Here is a 12,810-nt window from a genome sequence, read left to right on the forward strand (position 1 = left end):
TCCGGACGACCTGTTCATTTTTTTTCAAACGATTCAAAAGGATTCAGACATACCCGCGAAGGTCCGTACACGGCAAAATCTTCACCTTTTTTCAATGCCCAGCGCTGGGTGCCGTACTCGAAGTGCCACCATTCACAGGAATAATTGACAAATCCGGCCCGGACCATCACGCCGTACAGCAGCCGGCGGTTGCTCAAGGCCTCTTTTTCCTCAGGCTGCAATGCGATGCCCTGCTCAAGACGTTCTTCCAGATGCCGCGTGTATGAGATGTCTCTGGGATAATCAAAGGGCGAACCGAAAAACAGCTGCCTGCCGGAACGGGTTGCCAGAGTAAGGTCAACCGCCCCTCCTGTCACATGCGGCGACGGCGCGGAAGCGTCAAAGCCGGGGCGTGCCACATACTGCTGGGTCAGCGCGTGCAGCTCATCTTCATCCGCCTGCGGGTTGGCTCTGGCCAAAGCACTGCGGCAGCGCTGGAACAGCACCGTCTGGACCTGCGGGCTGCGCCATCCGTCCAGCACCACCATACGCAGATCAGGCGGCAACATTTCGGCCGCCAGCAATAATTTTTCAAACACACTCCGGCGGGCATAACATTCCGGCAAGGCTCCGCCTATACCGGCGGCAAAATAGGCCGAACGCACCAATATCTTCTCCGGAACCAGTGACAGCGGAACCAGCGGTTCATTATTTTCGGCAATGGACACGGAGTAGACTTCTTCCCAGCTGTGGGAACGTACAGCGGGAATGGGGGCGCTGTAGTGATTATACATTATGTTCTCCGCAAAAAACGACCGGCGCGGCATCAGCCCGCGCCGGTCAGCAATGTTAATAGCCCAGCATATGCGGCAGCCAGACAGATATCCCGGGAACAAAAATCAGCAGCAGCTGACAGGCCAGCGCCACCAGAACAAACGGCCAGATGTGCCTGAACATTTTTTCCAGCGACACATTGCCCACGGAGGATACGATGTACACGCAGGCTCCCATGGGCGGAGTGATAAGCGCAATGGTGATGTTCAGTGTCATCACGATGCCGAAATGATACGGATCAATTCCCGCCGCCACAGCCAGCGGCGCGAACACCGGAGTAAGCAGCACCAGAGCCGCAATTTCTTCCATGAACATGCCCACCACAAACACAATCAGGCTTATCAGCAGCAGAACCTGTTCAGGACTCGAGGCATAACTCATGATCACCGGAGCCATGGACTGCGGTACTTTTTCGGCAGACAGAATCCAGCCGACAATAGTCGCCGCCCCGATAACCACAAAAATGACACTGGTAAGCCGGACCGTGTTCGACAACGCCAGCAGCACGCCCTTCACCGTCAGCTGCCGTGTCCAGACAAAACCCACGATGACCACATACAGACTGGCTATGGCACCGGACTCGGTGGGGGTCATGAACCCGAACAGGATACCGCCGATAATGATACCCGGAGCAATGAGCGCAGCCATGGCTCCGCCGGTGGCCCTCCAGAGATCAGGCATGGAAAAGGCCGTATTGACCGTAGGCAGGTTGAGCCGCGCGGCACTGATGCGGTGCATGACCATAAAAGCGACACCAAGCAGCAACCCCGGCACCACACCCGCCATAAACAGCCCGCCCACATTCGTCTTTGTCATGGCGCCGAACAAAATCATAAAAATGCTCGGCGGAATGATGGGACCGATAAGCGAACTGCCGGCAGTAAGGCCCGCGGCATACGAGTCGGGGTATCCGCCTTTTTTCATGGCGGGAATCATGATGGAGCCTACTGCGGACGCATCCGCCGCGGCAGAGCCGTTGACACCGGCAAAAATGATGCTGGCCACCACTGTCACATAGCCCAGTCCGCCCTTGAGGTGTCCCACAAGAGCCTCGGCAAAACGCAACAGTCTGCTGGTCAGTCCGGCGCAGCCCATCAGTTCGCCCACCAGAATAAAGTACGGTATGGCCAGCAGGGAAAAAGGTTCCATGCCGCCATAAAACTGCTGCACCATCAGCCTCAGCTGACCGGACTCGCCGATGTAGGCAAACCCGGCCAGCGCTGTACACAGCATGGCCACAAACAGCGGCAGCCCCGATGCCAGCATGGCAAAAAAGACAAGCAGCAAAAGAATGCTCATGACGCGTCTTCCCCCTCTGATGCACCGCGCACGGGGCGGGCGGCCAGCGCATCAAGCGCGATGAACTGCTGCAATGCGTATTCTGCAAGCATCAGCGCCATGCCTACGGGTACCGCCAGCAACGGTATCGTTTTTTTCACTCCCAGCGTCATAATGGTGAACAGACGCATTTTGTAAGCATATGCACCGCCCAGCCAGATCATAAGCACAAGGATGCCCGCAAACACCAGTGTACGGAATATCACAGCCGCCCTTCTGGCGCCGGGAGACAGCCTGTCGACCAGAATGTGAATGGCCATGTGCTCGCCGCGCTTCAAAGCAGGAGCAGCAGCCAGCATGACCATCCAGACAAGCGTGACCTTTGCCAGATCAGTTGTCCACACGGGCGCACGGTAAAAACGGGAAAACACACCAAGCATAACCGACAGCAGGTTGACCACGAGGAGAGCCCCCGCCCCCATAAGGCAGAGGCGCTCCAGCAGGTCGGAAGCCTTATAACAGACGTCCGCCACACGGCCCATCTATTTCACTGCCTCATTGGCCTTGCGGGCGTCTTCCATGGCATGGTCTATCCATGCCGTGTCAATCTGTCCGCTGAGCCACTTGATGTAGGAAGGACTGCCAAGTTCCTTGAACTGCGCCAGCTCTTCCGCGGTGGGGGTGTAAACGGTCATGCCCTTGCCGGCCAGAAACTTCACACGCTCGTCCACCTGAGACTCCACAAACTGGCGGGTCTTGACGTTTGCCTCGTGCGCCGCCTTACGGATTACCTGACGCTGGCTGTCGGGAAGAGAGTCAAGCAGTTCACCGTTGATCAACAGGAACTGATCGGAATACTGGACGTTGGCAAGGGTGAGATGGTCCTGCACCTCGTACAGGCTGCCGATGATGATATAGGTGGGGGGGTTCATCTGGCCGTCTGCCACGCCAGTTTTAAGCGCAAGATACACCTCGGTCCACGGAATAGGAGTTCCGGAAGCTCCGAAGGCTTCGTACATGGCTACCTGGCTGGCATCCATGGCGCGGAATTTCATACCCTTGAAATCAGCCGGAGACCTGACGGGCTTTTTGGAAGTAAAGGCAATGAAGCCCCCCTCTTCCACCACGGCCAGCAGCTCGATGCCGGTGCGCGAACGCAGCTCTTTTCCGGCTTTATCCATAAAAGAGCTGTTGTCGAAAAATTCATGTGCCGCAGCGTAGCTTTCAAACATGAAGGGTACGTTGGTGGCGAACATTTCAGGAAACACGGTCTCCATACCGCCGAAAGAAGCCACATTGATCATGGGACCGGTCATCACCTGTTCCATGCGCTGCTGCTCATTACCCAGCTGACTGTTGGGATACAGGTCGATGACAATGCCGCCTCCGGACTCTTTTTCAACCAGTTCCTTGAAAGTGGTGGCAAAAGCATGCACGGCGTTGTCTTCCAGACTGGGCGGCCCGTTGTAACTCATCTTGACCGTCATGGCGGCCACAGCCAGCGCCGGAACAGCCAGCACGACCAGTGCGGCGGCCATAAAGCGCTTCATGCCTCTGAAAAAATGTCCCGATGGTTTCATAGACATCCTCCGATAGGAATAAGGTTGAACCGCCCCGCCTGCGGCGCACTGCCGTACGGACAGGGGAAGCACCAATCCCGCGGCGCCGCCCGGCGCAAGCGGGTCATTACTCTGCGTTTTCCACATAAACCCGCGGCACACGGGCAAGTATGCGGGAGACAACCTCATAATTAATAGTGGAAGTCAGACGGGCGTGATCGTCTGCCGTCACGCTTTCGGCGCCCTGCCTGCCCAGCAGGACAACCTCGTCCCCCTCCTGCACTCCGTCAATGTGCCCCACGTCAATCATGGTCTGGTCCATACACACCCTGCCGGTTACCGCGGCCGGGCGGCCGTGAACCAGCATGGTGCCGCAGGACGAAAGCAGGCGGCTGTACCCGTCCGCGTACCCTGCAGGCACAGCCGCAATGACAGTTCCGGCGGCCGTCACGTGGGTATGCCCGTAGCTTACCGTAAATCCGGCAGGAACACGCTTGACGCTGGCTATACGTCCTTTGAGGCTCATCACCGGACGCAGGTCGAAACCGGCGGTGTCCATCTCTGCCGAGGGGCGGAGCCCGTACAGGATGATGCCCGGGCGCACCATGTCAAAACGGGCATCGGGCATGACCATGGTTGCCGCACTGTTGGCCGCATGCACACACAGCCTGTCGCGCACACCGACAGGCAGCTCTGACAGTGCCTGTTCAAACACGACCAACTGCCTGCGCGCCGTGACAGGGTCGGCGGCATCGCTGGCGGCAAAGTGGGTGAACACACCGCACACATCCAGCATGGTGCGGGAAGAAAAACCGGCAAACACCTGCCCCAACGGAACATCACCGCCGTTTCCCGTGGCGATATACCCAAGACGCCCCATGCCGGTGTCCACCTTTATGTGCACCTGCACCCGCCTGCGGGGCTGCTGGGCCAGCAACGCCGCCTGCAGCGCCTCTGCATAGGTATCGGAATGCACGGTCTGTATGATGCCGTAGCGGGCAAGCAGCGGAGCCTTCTGCGGCGGGGTGGGCCCGAAAATGAGCACAGGCCGGGTGATACCGTTCTCGCGCAGTTCCACTGCCTCATCCAGTCTGGCCACTCCGAAGGCATCAGCCCCCTGACGCAGCAGTTCGTGTGCCACGGCCACAGCCCCGTGACCGTAAGCGTCGGCCTTGACCACTGCCATAATGCGTACACCCTTTCCGACGTGCGACCGTACAGCGGAAAAATTGTGCCGCAGGGCGCAGAGATCTATCTCCGCCCACAACGGCTCGGGAAATGCTTCATATCCCACAGCGACAGCTCCTGATTCTGCAAAACAGTATTGCAATGCAATACTTTTTATCATAATACAATTGTACATATTGCAGTTGCACTGTCAACAACAACATCAATAACGACAGTTGTGCAACCAAACAACATCATACTTCCACGCAGCACACGACAAACACAAAGCAGCACAGCAGGGAGGCCTTCATGGCAGAAGAACCGGCCGTTACTGACAGACGCCCTGACCCGCTTTTTGTACATTCACTTCAACGGGCTCTGATGGTTCTGGAGGCCTTCGATTCCACTGCCCGCAATCTGAGTCTGTCGGACCTGAGCCGCAAGACAGGGCTGAACAAAAGCGCTGTTCAGCGCTTTCTCTTTACATGGGAGGCCCTTGGCTATCTGGAAAAAGACACAGATACCAAGCGTTATTCTTTAAGTCCAAAGGTAATGTCGCTCAGCTATCATTATTTGAAGGACAAACGACTTGTGGAAATTGCCACACCGGTGCTGCTGGAAATGCGTAAAAGAACAGGATGCGCCAGTTATCTGGGTATTCTGTACGAGCAAGATGTTATGTATCTTATACGCCTGCCCCAGCGGTTCATATTGCTTGAAAGCACGCTGGCGGGCAGACGGGTGCCCGCATTCTGCGGCGGCAGGGCTCTGCTTTCGTGTCTGCCGCAAAACAGCGCCCGCAGCCTGATAGAACAGAGCGTCAGAACGCAGCTGACGCCGTTCACCATCACTGACAGCGAGGCAAACATGCGGGCCGTACGGCAGGCGGCAGAACTGGGGTATGCGGTTTCGCGTCAGGAGCAGCTCATAGGTGAAGTTTCCGTTTCAGCACCCGTACTATCGTCCGGCGGTACACTGCTGGCCGCTGTCTATATTTCTGCAGACAACAACGAATGGGACGACAGCCGCATTGCCGCCGAGCTGGCACCGGTGGTACTCAAAGCCGCATCAGACATCGGCCGCCAGTTCTGATGGCACGCCGCGTGCCGGTGGAAAGCTGCATAAATAGTGCGGTGCACCCGGTCCCGCTGCGCACCGGAGAATCATACAGAATACAAAAGCCCCGCAGGCAAGCCTGCGGGGCTTTAACATCACGAATAAACACGATGTGCCTATATGGATAGGTAATCCTTTGAAGTTATCTCCAGATTTTCCCCCCATTCACACCGTGCAAGCGACTTTCACCGCACACGGCGTTCCATCGGTTTGGTTTGTCAAATCACACATGTCATGTGTCAAAAAGGCTTGTCTTCTTACCTGATTAAATCCAAGTCCATTATCTTACGAAACTGGTTCAATTTCTTGAGACCAGCTTTGTCAATTTTGGTCTTCTGAAGATAGAAATCAATGGTTTCTCGCACTGTAGCATGAATCAACACATGGATGTCTTTGCTGACAATCACAAGGTTTTCATATTCATCACCACCAAAGAATGCCTTTGGCAGCTTGTGGTGACAATGAACATCATCCATATCTAGTACGTCTCCCGTGACCGCACAACGCCCATACTGTGCCACAAAACGTGCTATTCTGTTGTCATTATACTGCACACTCATTTCTCGCACAGGGTGCGAAAGTAAGTATTGCAATTTTATGATCGGAACAGCCCTTTGCTTTGCATGAACCACCATCCTGTCTGCTTCCACATATTGGCTTAAGCCATTGTAGTTTTTACAAACTTTGTGTTGGATATATGCAATTGGTATCAGCGGAATGTCATGAACAAATCGGATTTGCTTTGACTTTCCATAAAGGGTCGCTATGTATGACGGAAGTTTATCTCCATCCTTCCTTCTTCTAGGATTCAACCTGTTTTTCAACACGGCTCGACTTCGATAGGCTATCCTTTCGAAATCCAGAATGCAATTGGTCGCACAATTGTAATAATTGTGTACCCCAAGAAGATATGCATTGAATCTGCTCGTAAGAGCGGCTCCAGACATTCTTTTTTGGCATTGTATTTCTTTTGAGTGATGTCTGACTTTTGCCATTATTGCCTTCACTGCTTTATCAGCAACTCTTGACTTGATGACATAATCACTTCTCACCCTATTATCAGCCGTATACTTCTTTCCTTTCCGAGTAAGCATCATTTTAACACCAAGGAAATCTGAATAACTTTTCCGAAGATTGGTTATTTGTGATTTTTCTTGGCTTATTTCAAGACCCAATCTTTCTTTCAGCCAATCCTTAACTCCGTGGAAAATCTTCTCAGCTTGATTATGGTTGCGACAGAAAATCTTGAAATCATCTGCATAGCGAACTATGTAGATTTCTTTTAGATTAGAGAAGTTCTTGAGTGACTGGTACATTGCATAGTTGCTATTTTTCCTAACAGCATACGTATGTTTTGTCCGTTTAGTCTCCCATTGATCACTAATCCACCAATCTAGTTCGTTAAGAACTACATTGGCAAGAAGTGGTGATAAAATACCGCCTTGTGGTGTTCCACATGTTGGCACTCCTTCACCATCTATTTCTGCTTTAAGCATCCGTGATATAATCTTTATTAGAGATTTGTCATGAATACCAAGCGTCCATAACTGTTTGAGAAGCTTCCCATGGTCGATATTGTCAAAGAATCCCTTGATATCAACATCAACTACGTAGTGTAGATTGTTTTTCTGAGCGAGATGATAGGCTCTGGCAATAGCATGTTTTGTCGATCTCAAGGATCTAAATCCATAACTATGCTTATGAAACTTCGCCTCGCAGATTGGATCAAGGACTTGCAAGATGCATTGCTGCACCAGCCTGTCTACGATGGTTGGAATCCCAAGCGGTCTGGTTTTACCATTAGGCTTAGGGATTATAACTCTTCTAACTCGTTGGGGATAGTAGTTCGCCAGTTTTCTTTGGACCAAAGATATTATTTCTTCTGTCGTTAATCTAGCAAGATACTTGATCGTGCGTCCATCAACACCAGGAGTATGACTTCCATCGTTATTCTTGATGTTCCTGTATGCTAACAGAATATTTTCGCATCGTTGTATTATTTCAACAAGATGATAGAATTTCCTGTTCCTACAGCTATCTTCGTAAAGACCATCAACAACTTTCTGGAAGTCATAGTATTCATTGTTCCGAAGATTCTGACGTTTTAGAAGCTTCCTTTTTGCACTCAAAGTCGGTGTCCTCCATATGGATTTCACCTCTCTTAGTCGTACCGGAACCTTTGAACTGACATGAGTTTCATTACGTGAAACAGAAACCGACTAGAGGCTATAGCTCCACTGTCATTACAACAGCTTCACAGCTTATGCCTCCACTTTCAGTCAGATAAAACACTTTTATCGCCCCGAAGGGTGTTTATATAGTGTACCGCTTCATAGCGTGCTATCGCTCTGCGTCCTGACCTTACCTTGTTCCGATAATCTTATCTTCATATAGTTTTAGGTGATCCCTATAAGCCTGCAAGCTTGGAGTTGCCTTTAACAACACATGGTCTTTCATACATTCTATTTTTACCGGACCACACTTGCGCCACTTTATGTGACATGTGCATTTCTACACAATCGTGCTTTGGACTCGTACATTCGGGATTTCGTCAGTCTACTTAAAGACATTCTCACCATGACTACTTTATAGACCCCCGATCTATCAGATGCTCGGCCACCTCTGGCTCGCATTTCCTAGTATTTTCATACCTTAGGGCATCCTCTCAACCGACTTCACCGAGCTTCAGACAATATGATGATAGCCCATCAACATGCCTGTCGGAGTATTAGGGAAAGCATTTCAGGGCGTTACCCCATCATTCTACTTTTCAGATTATCAGTTTATGTCAGCCTGAAGCATACGTAACAGGCTGACATAGTTGATCTTTTTAATCAACAACAAGTCGCTCAGAAAGGCACGTCGTCCATTCCGCTGACTTCCGAAGGAAATGCCGGACCGAGATCATCGAATCCGTCATCGGCAGGAGGAGCCTGACGGCCGCCACGCTGCTGTGACTGCTGCGGCTGCTGGAAAGAACGGCGCTCACCGCCGCCCTGTGCAGGCGCACCGGGACCATCGCCTTTTCTGTCAAGAAACTGGACGCGCTGGCCCTTAATCTCGGTGGTGTATCTGTTCTGTCCCTGCTGATCCTGCCACTGTCTTGTCTGCAGGCTGCCTTCCACATACACCATGCTGCCTTTGGAAAGGTAGTTGGCGCAGTTTTCGGCCTGACGCTGGAACACAACCACGGTATGCCACTCCGTGCTTTCCTGCCGGTTGCCTTCGCGGTCCGTATAGGTTTCGCTGGTGGCAATGCGCATACGCGCAACAGGGGTTCCTGATTGGGAATATTTAAGCTCGGGGTCGGCACCCAGCCTGCCTATGAGCATAACTTTATTAAGCGACATGAGACGTCTCCTTTTGTATCTCGGCTCTTCCTACGCTTTCGCCAGCTCTTTTTCAAGCTCGGAAAGTCCTTCCTCTATTCTCTCGCTCAGCGAGTTCGCCTGCCGGGGATCCCAGTCCCCCAGAGCGGTTTCAAGCTGCTGCATAAGAGCCGAAAGGCTGCGTACTCCCGGTTCGAGCACCTTTTTTACACGCCCGTCCCATGGCTCAAAGCGCAGACCGTCATCCAGAGCCTGAACCAGCTCCGCCACACCGCGCATTTCGTCGGGCCGGGGGGAGCGTTCACCCCATACCTGCGTGTAAAGCAGCGGCCAGGTACGCCTGACATCATCGGGGTCAAACGTATAGGCCATAACCCGTACCTGAAGCACTTTACCCATCGGTCACTCCTTTTCCACCCACTCCGTCTGCACGCGCATGACCACCTCTTCTATGGTTTCCAGCTGATCCGGCGGGCAGATGCCTATCAGCGGCTGGCCGGCGTCCACGTTTTCGTTATGCTGAAAGTACACCGCGTAAATCAGACCTTCGGGGCCTTCGTAATGCAGCGGCGTTTCGCGCTTCATACGCGACATGATGAAAAGTTCCATGCCGTTCTGCACAGTGACAGATCTGGAACCGGACACCTTGACTTTTTTGTCCACATCCGGCGTGAAGTAGTATTTGGCCCGCTCCGGCGCCTTGAACAGATGCAGCGCCTTACGCAGAATGATCCCCAGCACTTCCTCCTTTGACAGATAGTGCCGGATGCTCACAAGCGGTGTTCCGGCTTCGACAAAGGTTCCTTCGTACTGGCGGAATATATCCTTCACCTTGCCTTTTTCCGTGGCATGAATGGGTTTGGGGTTCCTTTCCCGTTCAATGGTGGCAAGCAGTGTGCCCTTCACTTCTTTCCACACACCGGAAGGCCCGCGCACACGCTTGCCTTCCTTGATGGGAGCAAAGGTCACCACCCCCGTGTGGGGGGCCACTATTGTCTCCTCCTGATAAGGAGACGCCTTAATCTCTTCAAGCAGTTGTGATATATCAAGCACGGTTTTTCACCCGTTTCCTTGCTTCGTTCGGCCCCGCGGCCGGTTGACGGCTAGCGGTAATAAAGATTGCGTCCGCCCATGGTCAGCAGTGCCTGGCGCAGATTCTGCCGCGCTTCTCTGCGGTCCCATATGCCCTGAATATGTCCTCTGCTCAGTGCCTTGAAGGCATTGTGGTAGTCAGGAGGAATATCCATACCGGTCGTTTCCTTGATAACCCCTCTGCCCGCAAAGCCTATGTTGGCAGAACGGATGGCAAACTGATACGGCGAACAGCCGAGAAAGCTTGCCAGAGGGCCGGCGTAGGAATTGGTGTCATAAACCACAAGGTACAGCCCGCCTTCTTCGATGTACCGGCGCACGGCCATGGTGCAGCGGGGCATCTGAATGACTCCGTTGGTGCCTTCCTGAATGCGGATACCGGCAGTGCCGTGCACATAGGCAAGAAACGGAAAACGCTTTTTCTTGGCCCGCTCAGCGGCGCGGATAAACTTTTCGCCTTCGGCGGCACCCACCGACCCACCGCGGAACGGTGCGGTAAGCATGGCCACCACTATCTTGATATTATCGAGCCGCGCTTCGAACGTGACGCAGCCGGACTTCTGGCCGGTTTTCTGCTTGGCCTGATCCAGCTTCACGTCCAGCCCTTCAAAACCCAGCGGGTTGGCGGCTTCCAGCTCGGAGTTGAACTCGAAAACAGAGCCGTTATCAAAGATATTATGCACGAACCACTTGCTTTCCATCGGAAAATGATGACCGCAATAGTTGCACACACCGGCAAATTCGCCAAAAAGATCAGGGGCCCACAGGTCAAGGCAGCCATGAGAATCCGCATTGGGGCAGGTAATGGTGCGGTCTTCCTTGGCACGCGGGCTTACATAGCGCCATTCGCCGTTGCGCTGGTCTTCCTGATCCCACTGCGAAAGCATGGTCAGCTCTTTTTCTTTGTCCTCGGCAGGCTTGCCGGAACCAGGCAGTGACCCGCTCAGCTTACGCCACGGGCTCAGCAGGCGGTTCATCAGCACACGCGCTTCAGCGTCCACCTCTTCCACCGCATAAACAATGCGCTGCTGATGCTTACGCCACAGGTCGTACTTGAAATAAGAATAAACATCCCAGCCGAGATCATATCCCCATTCCCATATTCTGCGGTGCACGGCGCGTCTGTCCAGACACGCCTGACGTGACAGGCGGCGGAACTTGCGGTGGCGTTTCATCACCAGTCTGTCACGGGCGTTGGAAGAAAGATTCCAGCGGACATAGATATTGTCAAAGTCAGGCGTCACACCCTTTTTGCCGTGCCGCCTGCGCAAAGCCATGGCGCGGAAAGGAGCAAATCCCTTGACCCCCAGCACAACCTCATCCGTCGCACGGATAACTTCCTGCCGCAAAGAACGGAAAAAATCGTAATGGTACGGTCTGGCTCCCAGCGGCGGCTCGTCTATAACGTGATCAATGTACCCCATGCGGCGGTTATCCGCAGCGGTGATACGCAGCTGGCGCGCGCATTTTTCAATCAGTTCCGGCGTGGCACGCTGGCCTTCTTTGAGCCTGCCTTCGATGGCGGCCGCCCCTTCGGGAGAAATAACAGAATAGTACCCGTGGGAGAGCATGAGCCGGGTATCGGCCAGCCCGATGGCTTCGGCACCGCCGGAGCCACCTTCGGAAAACACGGCCACAACAGGCACGCGCAGCCCTGCCATTTCGTACAGGTTGCGGGCTATCTGCTGGGCAGCTCCGGGAGCATCCTCCACCGGATATGATCCGGGTGTGAACACATATGTATGGATGGGAATATTTTCTGTTTCGGCAACTTTCATATAGTGCAGGGCCTTGGCATTGCCCCAGGGCTTTACAGAACCGCCGTTGCGGAATTCCTCTCCATGCCCTTTTTCCTGCCCTATGACCATCACCGGCTGGTGGTACACCTTTTTACCGCTGCGCCTTGTGATGTAGGCACGCGCAATAAGCATGCTCGGATCGATACTGTTCTCGTCCTTGCCGCCTATCTCGGTGTAGTTGTCGTACACGTTTTCAAGCACGTCGCGCAGGCAGACCCGCTGCGAATGACGTACGATACGCACCCTGTCCATGGGGGTAAGATCTTCTTCAAGCTTGCGCTCCACAAAGTCGAACAGATCGTCAACCGTGGCTGCGGCAGCCTGCTGTTCCGAAGCGGAAAGGTGCTTTTCCCTCAGCATCAATTCATTCAGCTTGCTCTCAAGCAGGCGGATATTTTCTTCCTGCTTGCCGGTAAACACGTCCCGGATGTAGTTGAGACGGTCGTTAAGCTGATGCAGTTTCTTATCAAAATCCATATCGCTCCTCCCCGCTTGCGGGGATATTGCCTTGTTGGGCTACGGCAGCCGCATACGGCATGCCGTGCAGAGTCCGCACAGCGCGGGCAACCGCGCGGCGGCTACACACCGGAATACCTGCCGGAAAAGAACAGCCGCCTCTGTACCGCAGAATAACGGACAAAAACGGCCGCACCCGAC

At 53.6% G+C, this 12,810-nt stretch carries 11 protein-coding genes; 1 reads left to right on the plus strand and 10 read right to left on the minus strand.

Annotated elements, in window-relative coordinates:
- Positions 1–14 precede the first annotated feature (14 nt).
- The 5 genes from ACZ5D1_RS10405 to alr all read right to left on the minus strand — a co-directional run bounded on the left by ACZ5D1_RS10405 (position 15) and on the right by alr (position 4,944).
- A complete protein-coding gene (locus ACZ5D1_RS10405; protein ID WP_464554842.1) occupies positions 15–773 on the minus strand; it encodes a M15 family metallopeptidase in 759 nt (252 codons plus the stop codon).
- A 55-nt stretch (positions 774–828) separates the two neighbouring features.
- Positions 829–2,112, minus strand: coding sequence for a TRAP transporter large permease (locus tag ACZ5D1_RS10410; protein WP_011367509.1), 1,284 nt, complete (start codon positions 2,110–2,112; stop codon positions 829–831).
- Positions 2,109–2,633 (minus strand): TRAP transporter small permease, encoded by a 525-nt coding sequence (locus tag ACZ5D1_RS10415; RefSeq protein ID WP_027181397.1) that lies wholly within the window; start codon positions 2,631–2,633, stop codon positions 2,109–2,111. Before ACZ5D1_RS10415 ends, ACZ5D1_RS10410 begins: the two co-directional genes overlap by 4 nt.
- On the minus strand, positions 2,634–3,671 hold the full coding sequence (locus ACZ5D1_RS10420) for a TRAP transporter substrate-binding protein (RefSeq protein ID WP_464554845.1): 1,038 nt from the start codon (positions 3,669–3,671) through the stop codon (positions 2,634–2,636).
- Between the two features lie 106 nt (positions 3,672–3,777).
- Positions 3,778–4,944 carry an alanine racemase gene (gene alr, locus ACZ5D1_RS10425; RefSeq protein WP_464554846.1) on the minus strand — a complete coding sequence of 389 codons (1,167 nt, stop codon included), beginning with the start codon at positions 4,942–4,944 and terminating at the stop codon, positions 3,778–3,780.
- A 182-nt stretch (positions 4,945–5,126) separates the two neighbouring features.
- Here alr and ACZ5D1_RS10430 point away from each other — a divergent pair, with 182 nt between their 5' ends.
- On the plus strand, positions 5,127–5,909 hold the full coding sequence (locus tag ACZ5D1_RS10430; RefSeq protein WP_027181400.1) for an IclR family transcriptional regulator: 783 nt from the start codon (positions 5,127–5,129) through the stop codon (positions 5,907–5,909).
- 281 nt (positions 5,910–6,190) lie between these two features.
- Here the strand turns inward: ACZ5D1_RS10430 and ltrA are convergent, their stop codons facing one another.
- The 5 genes from ltrA to ACZ5D1_RS10455 all read right to left on the minus strand — a co-directional run bounded on the left by ltrA (position 6,191) and on the right by ACZ5D1_RS10455 (position 12,630).
- Positions 6,191–8,062 carry a group II intron reverse transcriptase/maturase gene (gene ltrA, locus ACZ5D1_RS10435; RefSeq protein WP_464554847.1) on the minus strand — a complete coding sequence of 624 codons (1,872 nt, stop codon included), beginning with the start codon at positions 8,060–8,062 and terminating at the stop codon, positions 6,191–6,193.
- A gap of 720 nt (positions 8,063–8,782) precedes the next feature.
- Positions 8,783–9,283, minus strand: a complete 501-nt coding sequence (locus ACZ5D1_RS10440) for a single-stranded DNA-binding protein (protein ID WP_011367504.1) — start codon at positions 9,281–9,283, stop codon at positions 8,783–8,785.
- Positions 9,284–9,313: 30 nt separating this feature from the next.
- Positions 9,314–9,661 carry a hypothetical protein gene (locus tag ACZ5D1_RS10445; RefSeq protein WP_011367503.1) on the minus strand — a complete coding sequence of 116 codons (348 nt, stop codon included), beginning with the start codon at positions 9,659–9,661 and terminating at the stop codon, positions 9,314–9,316.
- A 3-nt stretch (positions 9,662–9,664) separates the two neighbouring features.
- Positions 9,665–10,315 (minus strand): biotin/lipoyl attachment domain-containing protein, encoded by a 651-nt coding sequence (locus ACZ5D1_RS10450; RefSeq protein WP_011367502.1) that lies wholly within the window; start codon positions 10,313–10,315, stop codon positions 9,665–9,667.
- A gap of 50 nt (positions 10,316–10,365) precedes the next feature.
- On the minus strand, positions 10,366–12,630 hold the full coding sequence (locus tag ACZ5D1_RS10455) for an acetyl-CoA carboxylase carboxyl transferase subunit alpha/beta (protein ID WP_011367501.1): 2,265 nt from the start codon (positions 12,628–12,630) through the stop codon (positions 10,366–10,368).
- Positions 12,631–12,810: the final 180 nt, after the last annotated feature.

This window comes from Oleidesulfovibrio vietnamensis (assembly GCF_055388115.1).